Genomic DNA, 25622 nt, shown 5'->3' with positions numbered 1-25622 from the left:
ATGAGAGTAGAAGACTTTGACTTTGAACTGCCCGAGCGGCTGATCGCCCAGACGCCGCTCCTCGAACGGACCGCCTCGCGGCTGCTCATGCTCGATCGCAAGAGCGGCGAGACGAGACACGGGATGTTCACCGACCTCGCCGATCAGCTCGGCGAAGGCGATACGCTCGTCCTCAACAATACGCGGGTGCTGCCTGCGCGTCTGATCGGCCAGAAGGCAGATACCGGCGCGAAGATCGAGCTGCTGCTGCTCAAGCAGCTGGCGGCTGATCGCTGGGAGACGCTGGCCAAGCCCGCCAAGCGCGTCAAGCCGGGCACGGAGCTGTGGTTTGGCGATGACGGGTACGGGCAGCCGTTGCTGCGAGCTGTTGCTGAGGAGGCCGGAGAGATGGGCGCCCGGACGGTTATATTCCGCTATGAAGGAATCTTCACCGAGCTGCTGGATCGACTGGGCGAGATGCCGTTGCCTCCCTATATCGCTTCCAGGCTGGAGGACAAGGAGCGCTATCAGACAGTATTCGCCCGTCATGAAGGCTCGGCGGCCGCGCCTACAGCCGGTCTGCACTTCACCTCCGACTATCTGGGGCTCTTGGAGGAGCGAGGCGTGCAACTGGTCTATCTGACGCTTCATGTAGGCCTCGGCACGTTCCGGCCGATGTCCGCAGAGGTTGTCGAGGATCATGTGATGCATGCCGAATACTATAGCCTGGATGAGCGCAATGCCGAACTGCTGCAAGCGGCGCGCGAGAGAGGCGGCCGCATCGTTGCCGTCGGCACGACGTCTGCGCGCACGCTGGAGACGGTAGCCGCCCGCTGCGGCGATGGGCCGATCGAGGCATGCAGCGGCTGGACGGATATTTTCATCTATCCGGGCTATCGGTTTCGGCTGGTCGATGCGCTACTGACCAATTTCCACCTGCCCAAGTCAACGCTGGTCATGCTGGTCAGCGCGCTGGCAGGCCGCGAGGCGGTCCTGTCGGCATACAGGGAGGCGGTCGAGCGAGAGTACCGCTTCTTCAGCTTCGGCGATGCGATGTTCATATCCTAGACATGAAAGAGTGACAACGTGGCTATCAAATACGAATTTATCAAACAATGCAAACAATCCGGCGCCCGTCTGGGCCGCATCCATACGCCGCATGGCGTCATGGAGACGCCGGCGTTTATGCCGGTCGGTACCCAGGCGACAGTCAAGACGATGAGCCCGGAAGAGCTGAAGGCGATGGACGCCCACATCATCTTGTCCAACACGTATCATCTATTCCTCCGTCCCGGTCATGATCTGATCAAGCGGGCGGGCGGCTTGCACAAATTTATGAACTGGGACCGGCCGATCCTTACCGACAGCGGCGGCTTCCAGGTATTCAGCCTGAGCGAGATGCGGAAGATTACCGAGGAGGGCGTGCAGTTCCGTTCCCATCTGAACGGAGACAAGCTGTTCCTGTCGCCGGAGAAAGCGATGGAGATTCAGAATGCGCTTGGCTCGGATATTATGATGGCGTTTGACGAATGTCCGCCGGCCGGAGCCGATCATGCCTACGTGAAGCAATCGCTCGAGCGGACGACGCGCTGGGCCGAGCGATGTCTCGCTTCGCATGCCCGTCCGTCCGACCAGGCGCTGTTTGCCATCGTGCAAGGCGGCATGTTTGCCGATTTGCGCAAGCAGAGCGCCAATGAGTTGACTTCCATGGATTTCCCGGGGTATGCTATTGGAGGACTTAGTGTGGGCGAGCCCAAACCGGTCATGTACGCGATGCTCGAAGAGACCGTGCCGCTGCTGCCTGCCGACAAGCCGAGATACCTGATGGGCGTCGGCTCGCCGGATGCGCTGCTCGAAGGCTCGATACGCGGTATCGACATGTTCGATTGCGTCCTGCCTACCCGCATCGCCCGCAATGGCACGACGATGACGAGCGAAGGTCGCGTCGTGGTACGCAACGCCAAGTATGCGGAGGATTTCGGTCCGCTGGATCCGGCATGCGATTGCTACACCTGCAGGAACTATTCGCGAGCCTACATAAGGCATCTCATCAAAGCCGACGAGAGCTTCGGCATCCGTCTGACCACCTACCATAACTTGCATTTCCTGCTCCAGCTCATGCGGGACGTACGTCAGGCGATCGCAGATGACTGCTTGCTTGATTTTCGGGATGCGTTTTTCTCGAAGTACGGTCTTGACCATAATGAGAAAGGCTTTTGAAAGGGGGGATATCGATGTTCATAGCTGCAGAACCCGGAGGAGGCGCCAATCTGCTCGTGTCGATTGCGCCGTTTATTCTGATGTTTGCCGTTTTCTATTTCTTGTTGATTCGGCCCCAGCAGAAAAAACAAAAAGAACGTGGCATGATGCTTACGCAGCTGAGAAAGGGAGACAAGGTCTCAACCATTGGCGGCCTGCATGGCACGATTCATGAAATTACGGATGATATTGTCGTGCTTCGTGTGAATGACGCGACAAAACTTACGTTTAACCGAAGCTCCATCGATAAAGTGATTCAGCCGAGCACCACATTGACGGAGTAGGCATTTGAAGCTGTACAGATGGCGCCTGCCCGTCTGTACAGCTTTTTGTTTCGCGGGTAACGTTTTCATCAAGCCGTTATTGAAAAATGAAACGTCAGGGCAACTTATACGTATGAAGGATGAACGAGTTTTGTGAAACGTAAAAGAAAACTTCTCGCCATTGCGCAGGAGCAATGACGAAGACGGTGCACGAGATTGTCATGTGGGGGTGTTGCTGCTTGTCTATGCTTCATGGTGTTATTTTACTTCCTTTTGCTGCGGCAGCTATCGTGCCGCTATTCTACAAGCTGTTCAAAAAAGTCCATACCGGCTGGTTTGTGCTGCCGGTGCCGCTGCTCGCATTTCTGTATTTTATTGCCGAGCTGCCATCGATCAGCAAAGGCGAGGCCATCCAAGCGACGGTCGAATGGATTCCATCGCTGGGCGTGGACATTACCGCTTACCTCGACGGGCTAGGTTTGTTATTTGCCTTGTTGATTACCGGGATCGGGGCACTTGTTGTACTCTACTCGATTTACTACCTTTCTAAAGAAAAAGAAGCGATCCACCGCTTCTACATGTACCTTCTCCTATTTATGGGAGCGATGCTTGGGGTTGTGCTCTCCGATAATTTGATCGTGCTCTACGGTTTTTGGGAGCTTACGAGCTTATCCTCATTTCTCCTTATCGCCTTTTGGTACAATCGGGATCATTCCCGCTACGGCGCATTGAAGTCGATGCTCATAACCGTTTTTGGCGGCTTTGCCATGCTGACGGGCTTTATTTTGCTGCACACGATGACGGGCACCTTCAGCCTGCGCGAGATTATCGATCAAGCCGGTCTGCTCTCCTCGCATGAGCTGTTTGCGCCTGCGATGATTTTAGTGCTGCTCGGCGCGTTTACGAAGTCGGCCCAGTTCCCGTTCCATATCTGGCTGCCAGATGCGATGGAAGCGCCGACGCCGGTCAGCGCCTATTTGCACTCCGCTACGATGGTAAAGGCCGGACTGTATATCGTCGCCCGTTTTGGCGTTGTTTTCGGCGGCGATGCGCTATGGTTCTGGATCGTCTCGCTTACAGGACTGGTTACGATGCTCTGGGGTTCCTATACGGCCGTACGGAATACGGACCTGAAGGCCATACTTGCTTATTCGACGATCAGTCAGTTGGGGCTTATTATGAGCTTGCTGGGTCTAGGTTCGGCTTCGTTCTACACGGGGGGAGCAGACACCGCGATCTATACGGCAGCGATTATGACAGCCGTCTTTCATCTGATCAATCATGCAACATTCAAGGGCGCATTGTTCATGGTTGTCGGTATCGTCGACCACGAGACCGGCACACGGGACATTCGCAAGCTTGGCGGCTTGATGGCCTTCATGCCCGTAACGTTCACCTTTGCCTTGATCGGTACCCTTTCGATGGCGGGTTTGCCGCCGTTTAATGGCTTTTTGAGCAAGGAGATGTTCTTCACCGCGCTGCTCGAAGTGTCGACGATGGATTTCTTCAACGTCCAGTCGTGGGCGCTGCTGTTCCCTGTCGTCGCCTGGATCGCCAGCGTGTTCACATTTGTCTATTGCTTGATTATTCTGTTCCGGACCTTCACCGGCCCATTCCCCAAGGAAGAGCTGGGAGAGCCGCCGCATGAGGCTTCGCTTGGGCTGCTGATCCCGCCGGGCATCCTGGCGGCGCTGGTCATCGTCTTCGGCCTGTTCCCGAACCTGCTGACGTATACGCTGATTGAGCCGGCGATGAAGGCGATCCTGCCGACGCTCGACATCGTCGAGGCGAAGAAGATCAGCTTTTGGCACGGCTTCAACACGGAGCTGAAGATGACGCTCGGCGTCATTGCGCTCGGGGTGGTGTTGTTCCTGACGAAGCGCTACTGGATGCGGATTTACGGGTATCTGCCCGGCAACTTGTCCTTCTCCAAAATTTATGATTTCCTTTTGAAGGGCTCGCAGCGCTTCTCTAGGGCGATCACGGATACGTATATGACAGGCTCGCTTCGCCACTACATGATTTATATTTTTGCGTTTCTGGTGCTCGTCGGCGGTTATTTCCTGCTGCGCATCAACCCATTCGAGCGTCACGGCAACATTGTCTTCGCCGAGATTACGGTGTACGAAGCGATTTTGACCGGTGTGCTTATCCTTGCTGCGGCTGCCGTGCCATTCGCCAAATCGCGGATGGCGGCGATCGTGCTGGTCGGCACGGTAGGCTACATGGTAACGTTATTTTTTATCGTCTTCCGGGCGCCCGATCTGGCGCTGACGCAGATGATCGTCGAGACGGTTTCTGTCGCGTTGTTCCTGCTCTGCTTCTATCATTTGCCCAAGCTGCAGCGCGAGCGCTCGTCGAGTCGGATGCGCATCTTCAAAATTATTTTGTCCGGCTCGGTTGGCTTGCTCGTGACGATGATTGCGCTGGCCGTTTCCAATCACCAGTTGTTTGATTCGATCTCCGATTATTTTGTCGAGGAGAGCTACCGCTCCGCAGGCGGCAAAAACATCGTCAATGTCATTTTGGTCGACTTCCGGGGCTTTGACACCTTCCTTGAGATTATGGTGCTCGCTGCGGCCTCGCTGGCGATCTACAGTCTGATCAAGGTGCGTCATCGCACCGAGCAGGGAGAACAGGAGGAGGGCCGTTCATGATGAATTCGAGAGATGTAGTGCTGCAGACGACCTCCCAGGTTACAGTTTTCATCATTATGACCTTCTCCGGCTTCTTGTTTTTGGCGGGCCACAACAATCCGGGCGGCGGCTTCATCGGCGGCCTGATGTCTGCTGCGGCCCTGGTGCTGCTCGCATTGGCCTATGACCTGAAGACGATGAGGCAGGCGCTGCCCGTCAATTTTCATTACGTCACGGCAACAGGCTTGCTGATCGCCATTTTTTCGGGCATGGGATCGTTTGTGTTCGGAGCGCCATTCATGTCGCAGGCGTACGATTATTTCACCCTGCCGCTGCTGGGCGAGGTTGAGCTGGCAACGGCGATGATATTTGATTTGGGCGTCTACCTGGCTGTCGTCGGCGTGACGATGACGATCATCTTGTCCATCGGGGAGGATCGATAACGATGGAAATACTCATGTCTGTTACGACCGGGATCCTGTTTATGATCGGCACGTATATGGTACTCTCCCGTGATCTGCTGCGGATTATCCTGGGGACGTCCATGCTGACGCACGGCGTGCATTTGCTGCTGCTGACGATGTCGCGGCTCAAGACGGGCGTTGCGCCGATCTGGAGCGAGGATATCGGAGCGTATGTCGATCCGCTGCCGCAAGCTTTAATTCTGACCTCGATAGTTATTAACTTTGGCGTAACCGCATTTTTCTTCGTATTGGCGTACCGTGCATACAAAGAGCTGCGCACGGACGACATGGAGCAGTTAAGGGGACGAGACGATGAGTAACCTGACGATTTTGCCATTATTGATTCCGCTGACGACGGGAGCGCTGCTCATCTTCTTCCGCCATCAACGCGTATGGCTGCGGGCGATCAGTCTCCTCAGCGCGCTGCTGAATATCGGCGTCTCGCTGTACCTGGCTTCACAAGTATATGAGCGCGGCGTCTTGACCTTGAATATGGGGGGCTGGGCGCCGCCGTACGGCATCGTATTCGTAGCCGATATGTTCGCCTCGATTCTGGTGGTTACGACCGCTGTGATCGGCGCCTTGTGCCTGATTTATGCGTTTGTCACCGTAGAGGAAGATAAGGAACGTCATTACTTTTATGTGTTTTACCAATTTCTGCTCGTCGGCGTCATCGGTTCGTTTCTGACGGGCGATATTTTCAACCTGTTTGTCTGCTTTGAGGTCATGCTGATCTCCTCCTATGCCTTGATTGTGTTGGGCGGCAAGAAGAGGCAGCTGCGCGAATCGATCAAATATTTGCTGATCAATATTATTTCCTCGGCGATGTTCGTCACCTCGGTCGCTTATCTGTACGGCGTGACCGGCACGCTTAATCTCGCCCATCTGTCCCTAAGAGTAGCCGAGGCGGGGCAAGGCGGCATGATGACGCTGCTTGCGATCCTGTTCCTGTTCGTGTTCGGGATGAAGGCAGGCTTGCTGCTATTCTTCTGGCTGCCGGGCTCCTATACGGTGCCGTCGCCAGTCGTGACCGCGTTATTCGGAGCTTTGCTCACCAAGGTGGGCATCTATGCGATTATTCGCATCTTCACGCTGGTGTTCTATCATGACCCTGGCGTCACGCATACGTTCATCGGCGTATTGGCGGCATTGACGATGATCTTGGGCGTTATCGGCGCGTTGGCCTATCAGGATGTCAATCGGGTGCTTGTCTACAATATTGTCGCCGGCGTCGGCTTTATCGTCTTCGGACTGGCGGTTGCCAATCAGTCTTCCCTGGAGGGGGCCATCTATTATCTGATGCATGACATGGTCGCCAAGGCGCTGCTCTTCCTGCTTGGCGGACTGATCGTCATGGCAGCGGGCACCGACAAGCTGACGCGCATGGGTGGGATGATCAAGACCTATCCGATCGTCGGCTGGCTGTTCCTGCTGACGACGATGTCGTTGGTCGGCGTGCCGCCGCTCAGCGGCTTCATCGGCAAGCTGCTCATCGTCAAGGGCGGGCTGGAGGCAGGCTGGTACTGGACCACCGCGATCAGCCTGATCATGAGCTTGCTCGTCCTGCTGTCGCTGATCCGCGTGTTTATGATGGCTTTCTGGAGCGAAGGCAGTCTGAACAAGATTCAACCGGAAAAGCCGTTTAAGCTGAATGCGGGCCATGTGGCGCCGATCGTCGGACTCAGTCTGCTGGTCGTGCTCATCGGCGTAGGCGCGCAGTTGCTTCATCCCTATGTGTCGACAGCGGCCGAGCTGCTGATGAAGCCCGAGCTCTATATCGATGCCGTGCTAAAGGAGTAGATGACGATGGCCTTCCAATTTATTATTAATATGATCATCGCTTTCATATGGATGTTCCTTCACAATGAGTGGACATTTTCCTTTTTTGTCGTCGGATTCCTGGTCGGCATCGGCTTCGTCTATGTGTTTCGACGGTTTTTCGGCGGTCGCTTCTACCTGTATCGCGTCTGGAAATGCATCAAGCTGATCCTGCTGTTGCTGCGGGAGCTGGTGCTGTCGAGTATCTCGGTCATTCTCCATATCATTCAGCCGGAGCTTAAGATTCGTCCGGGGATCTTCGCTTACAAGACGAAGCTGAGCAGCGACTGGGAGCTGACCGTGTTGTCCTGCTTGCTCACGCTGACGCCGGGCACGCTTGTGCTGGAGGTTTCCAAGGAACGCCAGACCTTGTACCTGCACGCGATGAACATGGCGGAGGAAGAAAAATATGTCAAGCAGATTCGCGATGTTTTTGAGAAAGCAATACTGGAGGTGAGCCGATAATGCTCGATACGGTATTGTATATCGCTATAGTCATCCTCTCGCTGGCTACGCTGACCTGTCTGTTCCGGGTGATCAAGGGCCCTTCGATGCCCGACCGGATCGTCGCGCTCGATACGATCGGCATTAATCTGATCGGGATGGTCACGGTGCTGTCGATTATGTTCCGGACCACAGCGTATCTGGAATTGATTTTGTTAATCGGCATCTTGGCTTTTCTGAGTACGGTAGCCTTTTCTAAATTTATTCAACGGGGGGTGGTGATCAACCATGGAGAAGACAGCCCAGATGATCGCTGAGCCGATCATAGCGATCCTGATCTTGATCGGTGCCATTATTAGCGCGCTCAGCGCCTTTGGACTGATCCGCCTTCCCGATGTGTACCTGCGATCGCACGCTGCGACCAAAAGTGCGACGTTAGGCGTGCTGAGCGTGCTGACGGGCGGCTTTTTGTACTTTATGTTTTTCGAGGGATTGATCAGCGCCAAGATGCTGCTCGGCATTGTCTTCGTGTTCATCACGGCCCCGGTCGCCGGTCATCTGATCGAGAGAGCGGCCTATATGTCGGGCGTGCCGATGTGGCAAAAGAGCATCCGCGACGATCTGAAGCTGGCGATTGCCGAGGAACGGAAGTCAAAGCCTCAACCGGAAAAATCGCAAGCTTAAAACTTCATCAGCAACTAAAAAATCGCTTTCGGCGTCTGCGACCGAAAGCGATTTTTAGTTGAAGGCTACGGCATGGCCGATTATTGGCTGCGGGCATGAATGCCAACCATACCACCGACGCCGCCGGCGGCCAGGGCAAGCGCGAGCAGCGTCAGGCTTTGCAGCCCGACCGAGGCGTCGAGCGCCAAAAAACCGGCGATCATGACGAGCAAGCCATAAAATATACCCAGCATGCAGCCGTGATACCAGCCCTTCTGACCGGAGCGCCGCCCCGCCACAAACCCGCCTGCGAGCGCGCACAGGCCATGTACTGCAATGGAAAGCTGCGGCAGCGATTGCTCCTTCATACTGCTGAAATGCAGCAGCAGGGAGAGCAGGAGGACGCTGGCTGCCAGCCACACGGCGGCCGTCATCAAGCCGGCCAAGAGCGGGGAACGGATTTTCACTTTGGGCACATGCTTGATCGGATTCATCATAAGCTTGACTTCCTTTCCAAGTGGAGTGGATGCAACAGAAACCGTCGCCGCACGGAGGCGGACAATCATCGTAATACAGCATATGGTCAAGCTGACCGAATTAGTACGGGTAGACGGCAATTCGGATGCTTTAGTATACTAGGCTCGGAGTATGCAGACACGTCCTAGAGGGGCTTTGCCTGGGCTTGCTTGACAACAGGAGGGATACAGAATGGAATACACGATGACCGATCAACTGCTTGGCGGCGGCTGGCATTGGATTGCCGCAGCGATCTTGTTTGGTCTCATTTATTTGGCGGGCATCATGGAGAAGCCTGGACGGGCGGTCGTATCGGCCGCTGCTGTAGGCGCGCTTTTATTGCTAGGCATTCTCTCGATCCGCGAAGCATTCATCGACGCGATCATCTGGGAGACGCTGCTGCTTGTGGCCGGTGTCCTGCTGCTCACCGGGCTGCTCGGCAGGTTCGGCGTCTTCATGCATATGGCTGTCCGGGCGTTGTCGCTGGCGCAAGGGAGATCAGGGCGACTACTTGCGTTGCTGATGCTGTTGAGTGCACTATTGTCTGCGCTGCTGGATCAATTGGGGACTGTACTGCTGCTTATGCCTTTGGCCATTACGGCGGCCCAGTTGCTACGAATATCCGCCTTTCCTTATATGGTTGGCATTCTCATCAGCAGTCATATCGGCGGCGCGGCGACGTTGGTCGGCAGCCCGGCCAATATGCTGATCGGCGCTTCCGCAAAGCTGTCCTTTTGGGAGTTTGTGCGTCACCTCGGACCTCCGCTGCTGCTCGCATTGGGCGTCAGCATGGTCTCGCTGTTGCTGGTCTACCGGGCGCGGCTGCGGGTATCGCCTGCCGTCCGCGCCAAGCTGATCAAGCAAACCGCAGCTGCAGCGGAACAGACGACGGCTCGCGGCAGCTGGATCGGCTGGGGGGTGCTGCTTGCTGTCATCATCTGTCTACTGCTGCACGGTTGGCTGGATATACCGGCCTATGCAATTGTCTGGAGTGGCGCAGTTGCATTAGCCGTCGCTGGTGGAGTCGGTACGATAAAAGGCGCAGCGGTTGCCCTGGACTGGAAGCTGTTAACTTATATTGCAGGTCTGCTCATTGTCGTGAGCGCGCTTGAGAAGACCGGCATCACCCATTATTTGGCGGGTCTGGCGCTGCAGATGACCGAAGGCCATGCCGTCGCAGCCACGCAGCTGGTGCTGTGGACCTCGGGGCTTGTATCGGCATCGGCCGATCAGCTGCCTTTGGTGGCGGGAGCGATCCCGATTATCGAGGAGATGGGCATGTTTTTGAACAGCGTCAACGCTCCGTCATGGGACGGCGGCTGGTGGGCGCTGGCGCTGGGCGCAGGATTGGGGGGATCGGCGACCTTGCTCGGGTCTTCCGCGAGCATTGTCGCCGCAGGGATGGTCGCCAAGCAAGGCGAGCCCGTTTCTTTTTTGCGCTACAGCTTGATTGGCATCCCGTTGGCATTGATTTCGCTTGCGATTAGCGCAGCTTATCTTTATTTCTTTTATACGTGACGCGGCACTGCCATATTTCGACGCTGCTTGTTTTGCATGGCGACACAGGTTGGCGGCTACACTACCCCTTACGTATGATTATACGCGTACTCCTTGCGCGCGTAATCTTTCGAAGGGGTGATTGTGATGTCCGAGCTTGGCATGATTTTATTACGTACCGTGCTGATTTATTTTGTTGTCTTTTTGGTCATGCGATTTATGGGCAAGCGGGAGATCGGCAAGCTGTCGATTTTTGACCTGGTCATCTCAGTAATGGTGGCGGAGATTGCGGTGATCGTCATCGAGGATACGAAGGTGCCGATGCTTCATGGTATTGTACCTATGCTGGCGTTGATGCTGATCCAGGTCGGGCTGGCCTTTGTCGCGCTCAAAAACCGCAAAATTCGCATCCTCTTTGATGGCAAGCCAAGCGTCATCATTGCCAAGGGCAAGCTAAACCGGAAGGTTATGGCCAAGCAGCGCTACAATCTGGACGACTTGCTGCTGCAACTGCGCGAAAATCAGATCTCGGCGGTATCGGATGTTGAATTTGCCATCCTCGAGACAAGCGGCAAGCTGTCTGTCTTCGAGAAGGAGCAAAATGAGCAGCAAGGGCAAAATCAGCAAAGCCAGCAAAAAGAGCAACATCAGCAAACAAAGCAACATCAGCAAACAAAGCAAAAAGGGAAGCAAAATAAGCAGGAGGAAATCACCTTCCCGTCCAAGTTTCGCTATGAAATCTTGCCCATCCCGCTTATTATGGATGGCCAGATTCAAGAAGAGAACCTGGCGAAGCTGGAGAAAAGCCACTTCTGGCTAAAGCATCAGCTGCGCCAGCAAGGCGTCGGCGAGGTCAAAGACGTCCTCCTCTGCACGGTCGATCATAAGGGACGGCTGTTCGTCGATAAAGGCCGCCGCAAACGCTAAGGCTTCACCCAGCGACCTACAACGGGCAGGCGAGACAGATCGCTCTTGTCGATGATGCCTAGCAGCAGCATGAGCAGCAGGTAGACGACAAGTCCGATACTCGCGGATGCCAGCAGCTTCAACCACTCGCCGGCAAGCCAAGGGAGGGCGTATGCGTACTTGATGACGGCTGCGGTGATCAATGCGGCGGCCCCTACCTTGATGCCATCCAGCAACTGCATATGGGAGCCTACCAGACGCAGCACACTGCTCCAATGCAGCAGAGTGACGATGACGATCTGCACGCCCATCGCGATCAAAGCGCCGTAGATGCCGAGCTCCGGCCGCGAGGCGAGCAGCGTGATCAGGGTCAGCTTGACGGCGGCGCCGATGAGTGTGTTGCGCAGCGCGGTGCCGGGCTTGTCTAACGCCTGCAAGGCGGCCTGCAGCGGTGCCTGGAGATAGATAAACAAGGCAAACGGTGCAATCATCTGCAGCATCGGCGTAATCTCGGCATGATCGTACAGCACGCTGCAGATCGGCCCTGCTAGCATGGCCATGATGACGACGCATGGCGCGCCGCTGACGAGCGCCAGCCGCATCGTCTGGCCCATGCGCTTGCGGATCGTGGCGTGGTCGCCGCGGGCGGCTGCCTCCGAGAGCGACGGCACCAGGGAGACCGAGAGCGAGTAGGTGAGCGCCGTTGGCAGCAGGACGACCGGCAGGATCATGCCTTGCAACGCGCCGTATTGCGCGGTCGCCGCTCCGGTAGCTACGCCGGCGACGGCGAGCGCTCGCACCGTGAGGATCGACTCGAACAAGTACGAGAGCGAGCCGGACATTTTGCTCAGCGTAACCGGCACAGACCAGCTTACGAGCCGCTTCAGCAGCGGCTCTTGGGCTTGGTTATCTTCGGTAAGCCGCCGTTTCTTTTCGCGTGCGAGCTGGTAGAGCAGCACGAGCAGGCCGCAGCATTCGCCGATGACCGAGCCGATCATCGCTCCCGCAGCGGCCCACTCCAGCCCACGCGGCAGCAGCAGCTGAGCGAAGAAAAGGACGAAGACGATGCGGAACAATGTCTCGATCACTTGCGACAGCGCGCTGGGGATCATATTTTGCTTGCCCTGAAAATACCCTCGGCACACAGAGGATACGGCGGCAATGAGCAGCATCGGCGTCATGAATAAAAAGGGATAATAAACTCGCTCGTCGGTCAGCACCTTGGTAGAGATCCAAGGAGCCAGAGTAATTGTAATCGCGGTAAAGACAATCGCCAGCACCACCGTCAGCCCAATCGCCGTGCGGAAGATGTGTCGCACCTTTCGCTCGTCGCCCTGGGACTGCGCTTCGGCGACCCACTTGGCGACGGCGAGCGGGATGCCTCCCGTAATGACGGTCAGCATGACGATCAGGAACGGATAACCGAGCTGGTATAGCCCGACTCCCTCAGCGCCGATGATGCGCGGCAGCGCGATGCGGGGGATAAAGCCGAGGATGCGGTTGATGATGCCGGCTGCGAGCAAAATCATAGCGCCCTTAATGAAGGTTTGCTTGGTCATAGGTTCTCCCTCGACTTTCCTGGCGGGTTGGATGGGCACAGCAAGGCTTAATGGCAAGACAGGCCCCTATGTTCAGCTTATGCGCGGCATGTCCGGTTCGATGCGCATATATTTCCAAGCAGGAATCAGGGCGGCTCACGTCGAATTATATCTTCCCAAAGGGATGGTGATGCTCATGGACGAACGCGAGCTAAATGAAGCGATCGAGACGCTGTGCTGCAGCAAGGCGGAGGAGTTTCATTTACTCGGCTACGAGCATGTAACGGCGGAGGAGATCTGGCAATGCGTCAGCGACCGCTACAAATCGGGAGAGGACCCGCCGCTGTATCGGATTGTCAACGATATTTTGTCGCTCAAGGTGACCGGTTTTATGAACTACCTGACGCTCAGCGCTTTTAAGGGAACCGCCTTTTAAGAGGCGGTTTTTTTTGACGGCGATTTAGGGCATCGTTATAATAGGACTGATAAGCCATGCGAGGCGCAAACGGCACGCATACAGAAGGGGTGGTCGAGATGGCGGCAAAACCGCGACATGCGGAAGCCGAGGCTTCCGCTACTTTGGGGCTGGCCGGCAATGCCGGGCTGGCGCTGCTCAAGGGAGCGACGGGGATAGCGGCGGGCAGTGCGGCGCTGCTCGCCGATGCAGTGCGGTCTGCAGCAGAGGCGGCGGCATGCTTCGCCGCTGTTATCGGACTGCGCAAAGCCCAGTCGCCGCAGCCTTACGAGAAGCGCTCGGCCCAGCGGGGCCGCAACCGAATCGAGACGGTCTCGGGCGTCATCATTTCGGTCTTGCTGTTGCTGCTTGGCCTCGAGATCGCGATCCAGACGCTGCGCGCCGTGCTGCTCGGCGTTGATGCGGCGCCGCATTGGTCGGCGCTGGTCGTCATCGTCGTCTCGCTGCTCGTGCAGTTGCTGGCGGTGCCCAGCAAGAGCCGCAAGACGGATCTGCTCGCTTCGGCCGTCGCCCTGCTCGGGATCGCCGGCGCTTATAGCGGCGAGCTCTTCAATGCGCCTGCATTGTACTATCTGGATCCTGCCGCGGCCTTCGTCATCGCAATCCTCGTCCTGTTGAGCGGCTACCGTCTCATCACGGGGCTGGTGCTCCAGGGACACAAGCTGTCGCTTCAGGAGGAGGACGCAACAGAGCTGATGCAGATCGTACAGCGCATCGAGGGCGTCATAACGGTCGAGGATCTCAAGGCGTGGGAGCAGGGACATTATGTCGCCGTCGAGCTGCGGATCAGCGTCAATCCGCGGATCAGTGTTTTGGAGGGGCAAGAGATTGCCAAGCGCGTACGAGAGATTTTGCTCAAGCGGTTCATTCATATTAGCGAGGTCTATATCGCTGTCGATCCTTACGATCCGGGTTATCCGTACAAGTCCAATCATGACCCGAACCAGGAGCCGATGCCGACCTTGCTGCAATAATCCATACCCCATTCATTCCAAGCCAAAGACGAGGTGATGACAACACGTGATTCAAGCAAAAACAAGATGGGTCATGCCAACGGAGCGGGAAGATCGGCTGGCGCGCGAGTTAGCGGAGCAGTTGGAACTACCGCCGCTGGTGGCGGGCTTGCTGGTGAAGCGAGGTATCTCTGATCTGGGGAGCGCCCGCACTTTCCTGTATGGCGATGCGGCCGACCTCCATGATCCGTATCGGATGGCGGGCATGCGCGAGGCGGTGCGGCTCATCCGCGAAGCAGGCGAGGGCGGAGCCAAGCTGAGGATCTACGGCGACTATGACGCGGACGGAGTCAGCAGTACCTCCCTGATGATCCGACTATTCTCGGCGCTTGGCTACGACTATGACTACTACATACCGGACCGCAAGCTGGAGGGCTACGGTCTCAATCGGCAGGCGATCGACCATGCGGCTTCCGCCGGTGTGAAGCTGCTCGTGACGGTCGATACAGGCATCAGCGCTGTAGGGGAAGTCGCGTATGCCCGGTCGCTCGGGATGACGGTCGTCGTCACGGACCATCATGAGCCACCGGAGCAGCTGCCGGAGGCCGATGCGACGATCAATCCGAAGCTGCCGGACTGCGCTTATCCCTTCGACGGGCTGGCCGGCGTCGGCGTCGCCTTCAAGCTGGCCTCCGCGCTGCTGGAGCGCCCGCCGCTGGAGTGGGCGGAGCTGGCAGCGCTCGGCACCGTCGCTGACCTGATGCCGCTCCAGGACGAGAACCGGATCCTCGTGCGCGAAGGCTTGCGTCGTATGGCGCAGGGCGCCGGCGTTGGTTTTAGGGCGTTGGCCGAGGTGAGCGGCATCGATCTGCGTCATGTGACCTCGACGCAGATCGCCTTCGGCATGGCGCCGCGCATCAACGCCAGCGGCAGACTCGCCCATGCCGATGTCGCCGTGCGCCTGCTGACGACGGGCGATGCCGACGAAGCGCTGGCAGCCGCCTACCAGTTGGACGGGCTTAACAAGGAGCGCCAGCAGCTCGTTGAACGGATGGTCGACGAGGCGGAGGCGATGTGGAGCGAGCGTTGTCGCGAGCGCGAGGCTGCGGGCCTGCCGGAGCCATCCGTCATCGTGCTCGCCGCCGAGGGCTGGAACGTCGGCGTCATCGGCATCGTCGCCTCCAAGCTGCTCGACCGACATTATCGCCCGACGATCATCCTGGGTATCGATGCCGATAGCGGGATGTGCAAGGGCTCAGCCCGCTCGATCGAAGGCTATGATCTGCATGCTGCGCTGACCGAATGCAACGAGCTGCTGGACCATTATGGCGGCCATCAGGCTGCAGCCGGGATGAGCATGCATCGCGACCGATTGCCGGCGTTCGAGGCGGCGTTATGTGAGCTGGCGGACCGCTGGCTGACGGCAGAGAACTGGATACGGCGCACCGTCGTCGATGCGCGATGCTCGCTGGCCGAGGCTACGCTGGAGACGATCGGCAAGCTGGCGTTGCTTGAGCCGTTCGGTCAGGGCAACCCGTCGCCCAAGCTGCTGCTGCCTGATGTCGAGATCAGCGAGCGGCGCACGATGGGCAAGGAGGGCAAGCATTTGAAGCTTGGCCTGCGCAGCGGCCGCGCCACGTTGGAGGCGGTCTGCTTTGGCCAGGGAGCGCTGGCCGAGCAGTTGACTGACGAGGCGCTCGCCGATGTGATCGGCGAGCTTGCCGTCAATGAATGGAACGGCAGCCGTCGCCCGCAGCTCATGCTTAGCGATATGCGGGTCAAGCATGTCCAGCTGTTCGACCGGAGAGGAGCAGGTGAGGGCTCGGAGCACCAGCTGCGCGATCGATTCGCGGGCAAGCGGATCGCTACTGCGATCGCCGGCGCAGCCAGCGAAGGGCTGGCCGAAGTCGCGGCGGCCCTTGCCGGCACGGCTTCGGCGGAGCGGTTGCTCGCGTATGACGAGGCTGTGGAGTCGATCGATGCGCAGGTGCTCGCGCTCGTCCACGCTCCCCCTTCGGCGCAGAGGCTGGAGCAGCTGCTGCAAGCTTGTCCGGCGCTGGAATGGGTCGTTGCGCTCTATGATCGCAAGGGCCCGCAAGCGCCCGCTCCATTCCCTGAGCGCACGCAGTTCGTCGAGCTCTATCAGCGACTGCGACGGATGGATGAGCGCGAGCGGGAGAGCGCAGACTTGCCCGATCGGCTGGCGAGACTTACCGGACGAGCAGCGGCAACCTGCCGGATGATGGTCGACGTTTTTTTGGAGCTGGAGTTTCTGTACGAAGAGGAAGGGCGGATCCATGTGCACGCTGCCCCGGGCAAGCGCGAGCTGACGAGCTCAAGCGTGTACCAGGAGGCGCAGCGTCAGGCGGAGGAGGATATGATCCTCGTCGCGCCTACCTCGCAGTTGGCCGCCTGGATCGCCGAGCGATGCGGCGGAGCAACAACACCCGAATGAAATAGAGGATAGGAGCTGCCTACAGATGAATTTCAAAGACTATATTCGCGTCATCCCCGACTACCCGCAACCGGGCATTCGGTTCAAGGACATTACGACGCTGCTGAAGGACGCCAAGGCGTACAAGGCGGCGATCGAAAGTATGAAGGCGCAGGTCCAGCATCTGCCGGTCGATCTGATCGCAGGACCAGAAGCGCGCGGCTTTGTCATCGGAGCTCCGCTGGCGCTCGAGCTTGGCGTTGGCTTCGTGCCGATCCGCAAGAGTGGCAAGCTCCCCGGAGAGACGGTCGAGGAGAGCTACGATCTGGAGTACGGCAACGACAAGCTGGCACTGCACAAGGATGCGATCCAGCCTGGCCAGCGCGTCCTGATCGCCGACGATCTGCTGGCGACAGGCGGCACGATCGGGACGACGATCCGGCTGATCGAGCAGCTCGGCGGCGTGGTCGTAGGCGCGGCTTTCCTGATCGAGCTCAGCTATCTCCCCGGGCGCGACAAGCTGGGCGAGACGCCGGTGTTCTCCCTGGTCACCTACTGACCCGAGACTCTCACGCCTGCTGCGCCAGCGCCTTCAGCGCTAGCGCAATGCGGGCGTTTTTTGCAGGAATGCCAAAGGCACGGTTGACGATTGCATAGCGGAACAGGCATAATATTAGGAAAATCGGAAAACTACCTCTTTACACCTTTTCATGGGGGACTCTTTTCGGGAAGGGACGTTTCATGGGCATAGAGCAGTTACTCGAAAAGGCATCGGCCTATCTTAAAGAGCATGATTTGCAAAGCATCCGGGAAGCCTACGATTTTGCTGAACAAGCCCATCACGGCCAAGTGCGGAAATCCGGGGAACCCTATATTCTTCATCCAGTCGCTGTCGCCGACATCATCGTCAATATGCGCATGGACGTCATATCGATCATCGCTGCCTTGCTGCACGACGTGGTGGAGGATACGACAGTGGCGCTTGACGAGGTGCGCTCCCGCTTCGGCGAGACGTGCGCGATGCTCGTCGACGGGCTAACGAAGCTGGAGAAGATCCGCTTCCGCTCGAAGGAAGAACAGCAAAACGAAAACTACCGCAAAATGTTCGTGGCGATGGCGCAGGACATCCGCGTCATCCTGATCAAGCTGGCGGATCGGCTGCACAATATGCGCACGCTGAAGTTCCAGTCGGAGGAATCGCAGCGTCGGATCGCCTACGAGACGCTCGAGATCTTCTGTCCGATCGCACATCGGCTCGGCATGTCGGCAATCAAGTGGGAGATGGAGGATATCGCGCTGCGTTATCTCAATCCCCAGCAATACTACCGGATCGCCAACCTGATGAAGAAGAAGCGGACCGAGCGGGAGAACTACATCGCCGAGGTCGTCCATGATATTACCGAGAAGCTGGAGGAGATGGGCATCAGCGGAGATATCTCCGGCCGGCCCAAGCATATCTACAGCATCTACAAAAAGATGACCGACAAAAACAAGCAGTTCAATGAGATCTACGATCTGCTGGCGATTCGGATCATCGTCGACAATATCAAGGATTGCTACGCGACGCTGGGCATCATTCATACGTTGTGGCGGCCGATGCCCGGGCGCTTCAAGGATTATATCGCCATGCCCAAGGCCAATATGTACCAGTCGTTGCATACGACGGTTATCGGGCCGAACGGCGAGCCGACAGAGGTGCAGATCCGCACCTGGGAGATGCATCGCACGAGCGAATACGGCATCGCCGCACACTGGGCTTACAAGGAAGGCAGCTCGACGCCGGAGGCGAGTCTGGGCGATAAGGTTTCGTGGTTCCGCGAAATTTTGGAGCTGCAGCATGAGACGAGCGACGCTGCCGAATTTATGGAGTCGCTGAAGATGGACTTCTTCTCCGACCTTGTCTTCGTCTTCTCCCCGAAGGGAGAAGTTTTCGAGCTGCCTGCCGGGTCGGTCCCGCTGGACTTTGCCTATCGCGTCCATACCGAGGTCGGCAACCGGACGATCGGCGCCAAGGTGAACGGACGGATCGTGCCGCTTGATTACAAGCTGAAGACCGGCGACATCGTCGAGATCCTCACCTCCAAGCACTCGTACGGACCAAGCCAGGATTGGGTGAAGATCGCTCAGTCGTCGCATGCCCGCAGCAAGATCAAGCAATGGTTCAAGAAGGAGCGCCGCGAGGAGAATGTCGCCAAGGGGCGGGAGCTGCTCGAGCGCGAACTGAAGCGGCTTGGCCTCGAGCCGTCCGACTGGATGTCGGACAACAAGCTGCAGGAAGTGGCCGAGAAATTCACCTTTAACGAATACGAGGATATGCTGTCGGCGATCGGCTTCGGCGGGATCACTGCCGCTCAGATCTGTACGCGTCTAACCGAGAAGCTGCGCAAGGAGAATGAGGAAGCCAATCAAATCGAGCTGACTGCCGAAGTGAAGGAAGTGAAAGCCGGCGGTTCGACCGAGAAGAAGCGGCCGACTCACGGCGTGCGCGTCAAAGGCGTCGACAATGTGCTCGTCCGGTTCGCGCGCTGCTGCAACCCGGTGCCGGGCGACGCGATCATCGGGTATATTACGCGCGGACGCGGCGTATCTGTACATCGGCTGGACTGCCCCAATGTCCATGCGAGCGAGGAGCAGGGGGACGAGGCGGCGCGTGTCATCGAGGTCGAGTGGGAGGATGCGGTGGAGGCCAACTACAGCGTCGACATCGAGATCACCGGCCACGATCGTCGGGGTCTGCTCAATGAAGTGCTGCAGTCGGTGTCCGAGAGCAAGACCAACATCGCCGCGGTCTCGGGACGATCGGACAAAAACAAGCTGGCGCTCATCCATATGACGATCCTGATCCGCAATATCGAGCATCTGCATGCGGTCGTAGAGAAGATCAAGCGTGTCAAGGACGTGTATTCGGTCCAGCGCATCATGCAATAGAGAACGGAGGGCGACAGGTGCGTGTCGTGTTACAGCGCTGCAAGAGCGCTGCCGTCCGTGCGGACGGCAACCTGACGGGAGAGATCGGACAAGGGCTGATGCTGCTCGTCGGTATTACGCACGAGGATACCGAGACGGACATCGTCTGGATGGCGGCGAAGCTGGCCGGACTGCGATGCTTTGACGATGCGGAGGGCAAGATGAATCTGTCGATTCTGGAGGCGGGCGGAGATGTGCTGTCGATCTCGCAGTTTACGCTCTATGGCGATTGCCGCAAGGGTCGCCGTCCCAACTATATGGCTGCCGCCCGTCCGGATCAGGCGGAGCGGCTCTATGAGGCGTTTAACGAGGCGTTGCGCGGACACGGGCTTCGTGTGGAGACCGGCGTCTTCGGAGCGATGATGGACGTCAGCCTCGTCAATTGGGGCCCGGTGACGCTGCTGCTTGACAGCCAGGAGCGCTAACCGCTCTGACGTTTGCCGCAATGGCGAGTAAGGCTGACCCTGCTTGCACACACTATCGTTAGTGGTGGACTGGCAAGGAGGGACGAGCCTTGAGGCAAAGCGAGCAATGGAGCACATGGGCGGAGGCGGCGCGGCAGCTGCAGCCGCAGAGTCGGCGCGAGGCGCTGCTATGGGCCCGTCTGGAGGACAAGGACGGCTGGAAGCATGGCGTAACGGAAGGACGGAGGGCCGCGACGCCGCGAATCAAGTAGGCTGCAGCGAAGCGCTTTCTAACTTGTAATCTTTTTGTAATGATTTTAACATCTTTTCATAACACGTCGGGGTTATAATTTACTCGACCCCCTTTTTTATAATACATTTTGGACCTGCCGCTTGGCAGGTCTTTTTCTTTCCATCTTGACTTTAATGTTGTCAGGCTGTACAATCTAAAAATATTGTATATGTGATTCAATGACAGGAACAGTACTTCATGATCGCCGTACCCAGAGAGGGATGCGCTTGCTGCAAGCATCCTTATGGCCCATGGACGAACGACCTCCTGGAGAACAAGCGGCGAACCTGGACAGTCCCATCAACGGACTGTGCCATTACAGTAGCCGGTTGCGTGTAGCGGGCGTTAACCGTTTGAGCGGATGGGTTCAGATTGACTCATTCGGAATGTGGGTGGTACCACGGGAGTCGTCAACAACTCTCGTCCCTGGCATAGCGATGCCCGGGGCGGGAGTTTTTTTGCATTCCGGGCAGCAAGATTAGGAGCAGACAAGGACAAAGGAGGAACACCGATGGGATTTCAAAAGCCGCCGGGCACGCAGGATATCCTGCCAGGGCAATCGGCCAAATGGCAGCGCGTCGAAGCGATAGCCAGAGAGCTATGCCGTCGCTTTGGCTTTGGCGAGATTCGCACGCCCGTCTTTGAGACGACGGAGCTGTATCAGCGGGGAGTCGGCGAGACGACCGACATCGTCGAGAAGGAGATGTACACCTTTATCGACCGGGGCGAGCGCAGCGTCACTTTGCGTCCCGAGGGGACAGCCGGCGTCGTCCGGGCGTATGTGGAGAACAAGCTGTATGGCGAGCCCGATATCAGCAAGCTGTATTATATGGGACCGATGTTCCGCTATGAGCGGGCGCAGGCGGGGCGTTACCGGCAGTTCCACCAATTCGGCGTCGAGGCGCTTGGCTCGACCGATCCGTCGCTCGATGCTGAAGTGATCGCGCTCGGCTACACCTTCTATACCGAGGTCGGACTGAGCGGCGTCCGCGTCGAGCTGAACTCGGTCGGGACGCCGGAGATTCGCGCCGCGTTCCGCGAGGAGCTGCTGGCGTTCCTGCGACCGAAGCGAGAGCTGCTCTGCCAGGACTGTCAGGCACGGATGGAGCGCAACCCGCTGCGCGTGCTCGATTGCAAAAAGGATCAGCATCACTTCGAGGGAGCGCCGTCGATCCTGGATAGTCTGGACGAGGCGTGCACCGCGCACTTCGAGCAGGTGAAGGCGCATCTCGATGCGATGAACATCCCGTATGTCGTCAATCCGCGCATGGTGCGCGGACTGGATTATTACACCCATACGGCCTTCGAATACAAGGCGGAGGGCATCGGCGCGATCGATACGATCGGCGGCGGCGGCCGTTACAACGGCCTCGTCGCTGATGTCGGCGGACCCGATCAGCCGGGCGTCGGACTCGGCCTCGGACTGGAGCGTACGCTGCTGCTGCTCGAGAAGCAAGGCGCGACGCCGCCGGAGCCGCAGATCGACATCTATCTGGTCGCGCTGGGCGAGGCGGCGGAGCGCGAGGTGACGCGGTTGCTGCATGAGCTGCGGCTGCGCGGACTGGCCGGCGAGCGCGACTATCTCGGCCGCAAGATGAAGGCGCAGATGAAATCGGCCGACCGGCTGCGGGCGCGCTACACGGCGATCCTGGGCGACGACGAGCTGGCCAAGGGAGAGATCGCGCTCAAGCATATGGCGAGCGGCGAGCAGCAGACCGTAAGGCTGACCGAACTAGCGGATCGCCTTACCACACCAAACATTGAAAGGAATGAGTAACATGTTGCAAAAAACACATCCATGCGGCCGGCTCTCAAAATCCGATATCGGCCAAACCGTTGTCTTGAACGGCTGGGTACAACGCAGACGCGATCTGGGGGGCGTGCTCTTCATCGATCTGCGCGACCGTACCGGCATCGTCCAGATCGTCTTCAACCCCGCCTTCTCCGGCGACGCGCTGGAGATCGCGGATCGGGCTCGCAACGAATACGTATTGGCGGTTCGCGGCGAGGTCGTAGAGCGTGATCCTGAGACAGTGAACCCGAACCTGGCGACCGGCGAGATCGAGGTGCGCATCACCGAGATCGAGATCGTCAACGCCGCCAAAACGCCGCCGTTCGCCATCGAAGACGGCGTCGAGGTCGACGAGTCGATCCGGCTCAAGTATCGCTATCTCGACCTGCGTCGTCCGGAGATGCAGCAGACGCTGCGACTGCGTTCCAAGGCGGCGAAGATCTTCCGCGACTTCCTCGACAACGAGGAGTTCATCGAGGTTGAGACGCCAATCTTGACCAAGAGCACGCCGGAGGGCGCGCGCGATTACCTCGTGCCGAGCCGCGTGCATCACGGCGAGTTCTTTGCACTGCCGCAATCGCCGCAGATCTTCAAGCAGCTGCTGATGGTCGGCGGACTGGAGCGCTACTACCAGATCGCCCGCTGCTTCCGCGACGAGGACCTGCGCGCCGACCGCCAGCCGGAGTTCACCCAGGTGGACATCGAGACGTCCTTCCTGTCGCAGGACCAATTGCTCGGCATGATGGAGCAGCTGATGGCGCGGCTGCTGCGCGAGACGGTAGGCGTCGAGCTTGAGCTGCCGTTCCAGCGCATCACCTACACCGATGCGATGAACAAGTACGGCTCCGACAAGCCGGACCTGCGCTTCGGTCTGGAGATCGAGGACATTACCGATCTGGTCGCTGGCAGCGAAGTGAAGGTGTTCGCAAACGTAGCGGCAGGCGGCGGGGTCGTCAAGGCGCTCAACGCCAAAGGCTGCGCCTCCTGGAGCCGCAAGGAGCTCGATGACCTGCAGCCGTTCGCCAAGCGCTACGGCGGCCAGGGCATGGCTTGGGTGACGGTCAAGGAAGGCGAGTGGCGCGGTCCGATCGTGAAGTTCTTCAAGCCAGAGGAGATCGCAGCGTTGACCGAGCGTCTGCAAGTCGAGGAGGGCGACCTCATCCTGTTCTCCGCTGACAAGAAGAAGGTCGTTGCCGACGTGCTCGGCAATCTGCGCCTGAAGATCGGCCGCGAGCTCGGACTGATCGACGAGTCGAAGTTCAAGTTCGCCTGGGTCGTCGACTTCCCGCTGCTCGGCTGGGATGAGGATGCGAAGCGCTATGTGGCCGAGCATCATCCGTTCACCCGTCCGAAGGAAGAGGATGTGGCGCTGTTCGAGACGAACCCTGGCGAGATCAGAGCGCAGGCGTATGACCTGGTGCTGAACGGCTACGAGGTCGGCGGCGGCTCGATGCGGATCTACAAGCGCGACGTGCAGGAGCAGATGTTCTCGGCGCTCGGCTTCAGCCCGGAGGAAGCGCACGAGAAGTTCGGCTTCCTGCTCGACGCCTTCGAATACGGCACGCCGCCGCATGGCGGCATCGCCTTTGGCTTCGACCGTCTCGTCATGCTGTTGGCTGGCCGCACCAACCTGCGCGAGACGATCGCCTTCCCGAAGACGGCAAGCGCGACCGACCTGCTGTGCGACGCGCCTTCCGAGGTCGAGCTGTCCCAGCTCGAGCAGCTGCATATCCGCACGCTGCCGAAGCCGGCGCCGAAGACGCCGGTCGCTGCAGGGACTGCTCAGCCAGCCGCAGAGTAAGCTGACGCGCAGCGGAGCTGCGCCGAGCGGACCAACTACCCTTCCAAGAAAGGCGGCATAGCGAATGCTACATCAATTTTCGCGTACGGAGCTTGCGATCGGACCAGAGGGTCTGGCGATCATGAAGGGCAGCACCGTCGCCGTGCTCGGCATCGGCGGCGTCGGCTCGATCGCAGCCGAGGCGCTGGCGCGCACCGGCGTTGGCCGGATCATCCTGATCGACAAGGATGTCGTCGACATTACGAACATCAACCGGCAGATCCACGCGCTGACGACGACGGTCGGCCAGCCGAAGGCGGATCTGATGCGCGACCGCATCAAGCTGATCAACCCCGAATGCGAAGCGATCTCGCTGCGGATGTTCTATACCGAGGAGACGTATGAGCAGTTGTTCGTGCATAAGCCCGACTATGTCCTCGACGCATCGGATACGATCATGTACAAGATTCATCTTATCAAGGAATGTTTGAAGCGGGACATCCCGATGATCTCCAGCATGGGCGCGGCGAACAAGATGGACCCGTCGAAGTTCCAGGTTGGTGACATCTCCAAGACGACGATGGACCCGATCGCCAGAGTGATCCGGCAAAAGCTGCGCAAGGACGGCATCCGCAAGGGCGTCAAGGTCGTATTCTCCACGGAGCAGCCGACGAAGCCGCGCGCCGATGTGACGCAGCGGATCGTGCCGGACAATGCGCCGGAGATTCGCAAGGCGCAGCAGCCGCCGGCGAGCAATGCGTTTGTGCCGCCGGTGGCGGGACTGATCATGGTCGGCGAAGCGGTGCGCGACTTGCTCGCGCGCGGCGGCGTTCACGTCTAAGCCAGGCAAGCGACGAAGAGGGGCATCCGGCGATGCCCCTCTTTGACGCATCGTCTGAATGCCTGTGATGGCGAACGTGCATTCGGCTATGGTATGATAGGGGCAGGAGCAAGCAGGCGTATGTTTTATATCAATGGTTAGAAAGGCGGATCATGATGGATCTTTTCTCCTTCCGGGAAGAGCCGGACAAGCCTGCGGGCCGCACAAACCGACTGTTGGCCGATCGGATGCGTCCGCAGACGCTCGACGAATATATCGGCCAGGAGCATGTCATCGGTGAGGGCAAGCTGCTGCGTCGGGCGATCGAGAGCGATCAGGTGTCGTCGATCCTGCTCTACGGCCCGCCCGGCTGCGGCAAGACGACGCTGGCCCATATAATCTCGGAGCGGACGGCGGGACTGTTCGTGAAGCTGAACGCCGTCGATGCGACCGTCAAGGACGTACGCGAGACGATCGAGCAGGCCAAGCTGAACAAATCGATGTACGAGCGCAAGACGATCCTGTTCCTCGACGAGGTGCATCGCTTCAATACCGCTCGTCAGGATGCGCTCCTGCCAGCCGTCGAGCAGGGCATCATCATCTTCATCGGTGCGACAACGGAAAATCCGTTCCACCATGTGAATGGCGCCTTGCTCTCGCGATCGACGCTGTTCCAGCTCGAACCGCTCACCGGCGAGCACTCGCTGCTGGCGATGCGGCGG

The 25622-nt window shown here is 58.5% G+C and carries 25 protein-coding genes; 23 read left to right on the top strand and 2 right to left on the bottom strand.

From position 1 onward, the window contains the following. The 10 genes from queA (at position 1) to mnhG (ending at position 8547) form a co-directional block, all read left to right on the top strand. Complete coding sequence (queA, locus tag PA598K_RS10730; protein ID WP_128656946.1) at positions 1 to 1047, top strand: tRNA preQ1(34) S-adenosylmethionine ribosyltransferase-isomerase QueA; 1047 nt, start codon at positions 1 to 3, stop codon at positions 1045 to 1047. 18 nt (positions 1048 to 1065) lie between these two features. After that, positions 1066 to 2199, top strand: coding sequence for a tRNA guanosine(34) transglycosylase Tgt (gene tgt / locus PA598K_RS10725; protein WP_128656945.1), 1134 nt, complete (start codon positions 1066 to 1068; stop codon positions 2197 to 2199). A gap of 14 nt (positions 2200 to 2213) precedes the next feature. Next, a complete protein-coding gene (yajC, locus tag PA598K_RS10720; protein ID WP_128656944.1) occupies positions 2214 to 2522 on the top strand; it encodes a preprotein translocase subunit YajC in 309 nt (102 codons plus the stop codon). Positions 2523 to 2740: 218 nt separating this feature from the next. Beyond that, positions 2741 to 5158 (top strand): Na+/H+ antiporter subunit A, encoded by a 2418-nt coding sequence (locus PA598K_RS10715; protein ID WP_128656943.1) that lies wholly within the window; start codon positions 2741 to 2743, stop codon positions 5156 to 5158. Then, a complete protein-coding gene (locus PA598K_RS10710) occupies positions 5155 to 5580 on the top strand; it encodes a Na(+)/H(+) antiporter subunit B (protein WP_128656942.1) in 426 nt (141 codons plus the stop codon). The genes PA598K_RS10715 and PA598K_RS10710 overlap by 4 nt, the downstream gene beginning before the upstream one ends. A 2-nt stretch (positions 5581 to 5582) precedes the next feature. After that, positions 5583 to 5921 carry a Na(+)/H(+) antiporter subunit C gene (locus PA598K_RS10705; RefSeq protein ID WP_128656941.1) on the top strand — a complete coding sequence of 113 codons (339 nt, stop codon included), beginning with the start codon at positions 5583 to 5585 and terminating at the stop codon, positions 5919 to 5921. Continuing rightward, positions 5914 to 7401 carry a Na+/H+ antiporter subunit D gene (locus PA598K_RS10700; RefSeq protein ID WP_128656940.1) on the top strand — a complete coding sequence of 496 codons (1488 nt, stop codon included), beginning with the start codon at positions 5914 to 5916 and terminating at the stop codon, positions 7399 to 7401. Before PA598K_RS10705 ends, PA598K_RS10700 begins: the two co-directional genes overlap by 8 nt. A gap of 6 nt (positions 7402 to 7407) precedes the next feature. Further along, positions 7408 to 7884, top strand: coding sequence for a Na+/H+ antiporter subunit E (locus PA598K_RS10695; protein ID WP_128656939.1), 477 nt, complete (start codon positions 7408 to 7410; stop codon positions 7882 to 7884). Beyond that, positions 7884 to 8180: a Na(+)/H(+) antiporter subunit F1 gene (locus tag PA598K_RS10690; RefSeq protein ID WP_128656938.1), complete on the top strand. Its 297-nt coding sequence runs from the start codon at positions 7884 to 7886 to the stop codon at positions 8178 to 8180. The genes PA598K_RS10695 and PA598K_RS10690 overlap by 1 nt, the downstream gene beginning before the upstream one ends. Next, positions 8152 to 8547 carry a monovalent cation/H(+) antiporter subunit G gene (gene mnhG, locus PA598K_RS10685; RefSeq protein WP_128656937.1) on the top strand — a complete coding sequence of 132 codons (396 nt, stop codon included), beginning with the start codon at positions 8152 to 8154 and terminating at the stop codon, positions 8545 to 8547. Before PA598K_RS10690 ends, mnhG begins: the two co-directional genes overlap by 29 nt. An 80-nt stretch (positions 8548 to 8627) precedes the next feature. On the opposite strand, the gene PA598K_RS10680 is transcribed toward mnhG, so the two are convergent. Then, positions 8628 to 9023 (bottom strand): TIGR04086 family membrane protein, encoded by a 396-nt coding sequence (locus PA598K_RS10680; protein ID WP_260405349.1) that lies wholly within the window; start codon positions 9021 to 9023, stop codon positions 8628 to 8630. A gap of 211 nt (positions 9024 to 9234) precedes the next feature. Here PA598K_RS10680 and PA598K_RS10675 point away from each other — a divergent pair, with 211 nt between their 5' ends. Further along, positions 9235 to 10560 carry an SLC13 family permease gene (locus PA598K_RS10675; protein WP_128656936.1) on the top strand — a complete coding sequence of 442 codons (1326 nt, stop codon included), beginning with the start codon at positions 9235 to 9237 and terminating at the stop codon, positions 10558 to 10560. 126 nt (positions 10561 to 10686) lie between these two features. After that, the gene (locus PA598K_RS10670) at positions 10687 to 11466 is read left to right on the top strand and encodes a YetF domain-containing protein (protein WP_128656935.1); all 780 of its coding nucleotides are present in this window, start codon (positions 10687 to 10689) and stop codon (positions 11464 to 11466) included. On the opposite strand, the gene spoVB is transcribed toward PA598K_RS10670, so the two are convergent. Further along, positions 11463 to 13004: a stage V sporulation protein B gene (gene spoVB / locus PA598K_RS10665; protein WP_128656934.1), complete on the bottom strand. Its 1542-nt coding sequence runs from the start codon at positions 13002 to 13004 to the stop codon at positions 11463 to 11465. The genes PA598K_RS10670 and spoVB overlap by 4 nt on opposite strands. A 175-nt stretch (positions 13005 to 13179) precedes the next feature. Between spoVB and PA598K_RS10660 the strand changes: the two genes are divergently transcribed. The 11 genes from PA598K_RS10660 to PA598K_RS10615 all read left to right on the top strand — a co-directional run. Further along, positions 13180 to 13419, top strand: a complete 240-nt coding sequence (locus PA598K_RS10660; RefSeq protein ID WP_128656933.1) for a post-transcriptional regulator — start codon at positions 13180 to 13182, stop codon at positions 13417 to 13419. Between the two features lie 98 nt (positions 13420 to 13517). Beyond that, positions 13518 to 14432: a cation diffusion facilitator family transporter gene (locus tag PA598K_RS10655; protein WP_128656932.1), complete on the top strand. Its 915-nt coding sequence runs from the start codon at positions 13518 to 13520 to the stop codon at positions 14430 to 14432. A gap of 46 nt (positions 14433 to 14478) precedes the next feature. After that, on the top strand, positions 14479 to 16866 hold the full coding sequence (gene recJ / locus PA598K_RS10650; RefSeq protein WP_128656931.1) for a single-stranded-DNA-specific exonuclease RecJ: 2388 nt from the start codon (positions 14479 to 14481) through the stop codon (positions 16864 to 16866). 25 nt (positions 16867 to 16891) lie between these two features. Continuing rightward, positions 16892 to 17404, top strand: a complete 513-nt coding sequence (locus tag PA598K_RS10645) for an adenine phosphoribosyltransferase (RefSeq protein ID WP_128656930.1) — start codon at positions 16892 to 16894, stop codon at positions 17402 to 17404. A 182-nt stretch (positions 17405 to 17586) separates the two neighbouring features. Then, positions 17587 to 19773 carry a RelA/SpoT family protein gene (locus PA598K_RS10640; RefSeq protein WP_128656929.1) on the top strand — a complete coding sequence of 729 codons (2187 nt, stop codon included), beginning with the start codon at positions 17587 to 17589 and terminating at the stop codon, positions 19771 to 19773. Positions 19774 to 19790: 17 nt separating this feature from the next. Further along, complete coding sequence (gene dtd, locus PA598K_RS10635; protein WP_128656928.1) at positions 19791 to 20237, top strand: D-aminoacyl-tRNA deacylase; 447 nt, start codon at positions 19791 to 19793, stop codon at positions 20235 to 20237. Positions 20238 to 20326: 89 nt separating this feature from the next. Beyond that, positions 20327 to 20488 (top strand): hypothetical protein, encoded by a 162-nt coding sequence (locus PA598K_RS36130; protein WP_185601816.1) that lies wholly within the window; start codon positions 20327 to 20329, stop codon positions 20486 to 20488. A gap of 531 nt (positions 20489 to 21019) precedes the next feature. Continuing rightward, positions 21020 to 22285 carry a histidine--tRNA ligase gene (hisS, locus tag PA598K_RS10630; RefSeq protein ID WP_128656927.1) on the top strand — a complete coding sequence of 422 codons (1266 nt, stop codon included), beginning with the start codon at positions 21020 to 21022 and terminating at the stop codon, positions 22283 to 22285. Between the two features lies 1 nt (position 22286). Then, the gene (gene aspS, locus PA598K_RS10625; protein WP_128656926.1) at positions 22287 to 24101 is read left to right on the top strand and encodes an aspartate--tRNA ligase; all 1815 of its coding nucleotides are present in this window, start codon (positions 22287 to 22289) and stop codon (positions 24099 to 24101) included. 64 nt (positions 24102 to 24165) lie between these two features. Further along, entirely contained in the window at positions 24166 to 24921 is a 756-nt protein-coding gene (locus PA598K_RS10620) for a tRNA threonylcarbamoyladenosine dehydratase (RefSeq protein ID WP_128656925.1), read from the top strand. A 155-nt stretch (positions 24922 to 25076) separates the two neighbouring features. Next, positions 25077 to 25622, top strand: a 546-nt coding sequence (locus PA598K_RS10615) for an AAA family ATPase (RefSeq protein ID WP_128657051.1), incomplete at its 3' end; no start/stop codon positions are given.

It is taken from the genome of Paenibacillus sp. 598K, assembly GCF_003851045.1.
GTDB lineage: Bacteria > Bacillota > Bacilli > Paenibacillales > Paenibacillaceae > Paenibacillus_D.
The sequence above is the reverse complement of the archived record's forward strand: the minus strand, read 5'-3'. Positions and strand labels throughout refer to the sequence as shown.

Excerpts from the sequence above, each read along its gene's own strand:
- PA598K_RS10655 (WP_128656932.1), top strand. The coding sequence starts at position 13,518 with ATGGCGGCAAAACCGCGACATGCGGAAGCCGAGGCTTCCGCTACTTTG.
- queA (WP_128656946.1), top strand. The coding sequence starts at position 1 with ATGAGAGTAGAAGACTTTGACTTTGAACTGCCCGAGCGGCTGATCGCC.
- PA598K_RS10670 (WP_128656935.1), top strand. The coding sequence starts at position 10,687 with ATGTCCGAGCTTGGCATGATTTTATTACGTACCGTGCTGATTTATTTT.
- PA598K_RS10620 (WP_128656925.1), top strand. The coding sequence starts at position 24,166 with ATGCTACATCAATTTTCGCGTACGGAGCTTGCGATCGGACCAGAGGGT.
- hisS (WP_128656927.1), top strand. The coding sequence starts at position 21,020 with ATGGGATTTCAAAAGCCGCCGGGCACGCAGGATATCCTGCCAGGGCAA.
- PA598K_RS10705 (WP_128656941.1), top strand. The coding sequence starts at position 5,583 with ATGGAAATACTCATGTCTGTTACGACCGGGATCCTGTTTATGATCGGC.
- PA598K_RS10640 (WP_128656929.1), top strand. The coding sequence starts at position 17,587 with ATGGGCATAGAGCAGTTACTCGAAAAGGCATCGGCCTATCTTAAAGAG.
- mnhG (WP_128656937.1), top strand. The coding sequence starts at position 8,152 with ATGGAGAAGACAGCCCAGATGATCGCTGAGCCGATCATAGCGATCCTG.
- PA598K_RS10645 (WP_128656930.1), top strand. The coding sequence starts at position 16,892 with ATGAATTTCAAAGACTATATTCGCGTCATCCCCGACTACCCGCAACCG.
- PA598K_RS10675 (WP_128656936.1), top strand. The coding sequence starts at position 9,235 with ATGGAATACACGATGACCGATCAACTGCTTGGCGGCGGCTGGCATTGG.
- PA598K_RS10695 (WP_128656939.1), top strand. The coding sequence starts at position 7,408 with ATGGCCTTCCAATTTATTATTAATATGATCATCGCTTTCATATGGATG.
- PA598K_RS10680 (WP_260405349.1), bottom strand. The coding sequence starts at position 9,023 with ATGATGAATCCGATCAAGCATGTGCCCAAAGTGAAAATCCGTTCCCCG.
- aspS (WP_128656926.1), top strand. The coding sequence starts at position 22,287 with ATGTTGCAAAAAACACATCCATGCGGCCGGCTCTCAAAATCCGATATC.
- PA598K_RS10660 (WP_128656933.1), top strand. The coding sequence starts at position 13,180 with ATGGACGAACGCGAGCTAAATGAAGCGATCGAGACGCTGTGCTGCAGC.
- PA598K_RS10690 (WP_128656938.1), top strand. The coding sequence starts at position 7,884 with ATGCTCGATACGGTATTGTATATCGCTATAGTCATCCTCTCGCTGGCT.
- yajC (WP_128656944.1), top strand. The coding sequence starts at position 2,214 with ATGTTCATAGCTGCAGAACCCGGAGGAGGCGCCAATCTGCTCGTGTCG.
- spoVB (WP_128656934.1), bottom strand. The coding sequence starts at position 13,004 with ATGACCAAGCAAACCTTCATTAAGGGCGCTATGATTTTGCTCGCAGCC.
- PA598K_RS10710 (WP_128656942.1), top strand. The coding sequence starts at position 5,155 with ATGATGAATTCGAGAGATGTAGTGCTGCAGACGACCTCCCAGGTTACA.
- PA598K_RS10700 (WP_128656940.1), top strand. The coding sequence starts at position 5,914 with ATGAGTAACCTGACGATTTTGCCATTATTGATTCCGCTGACGACGGGA.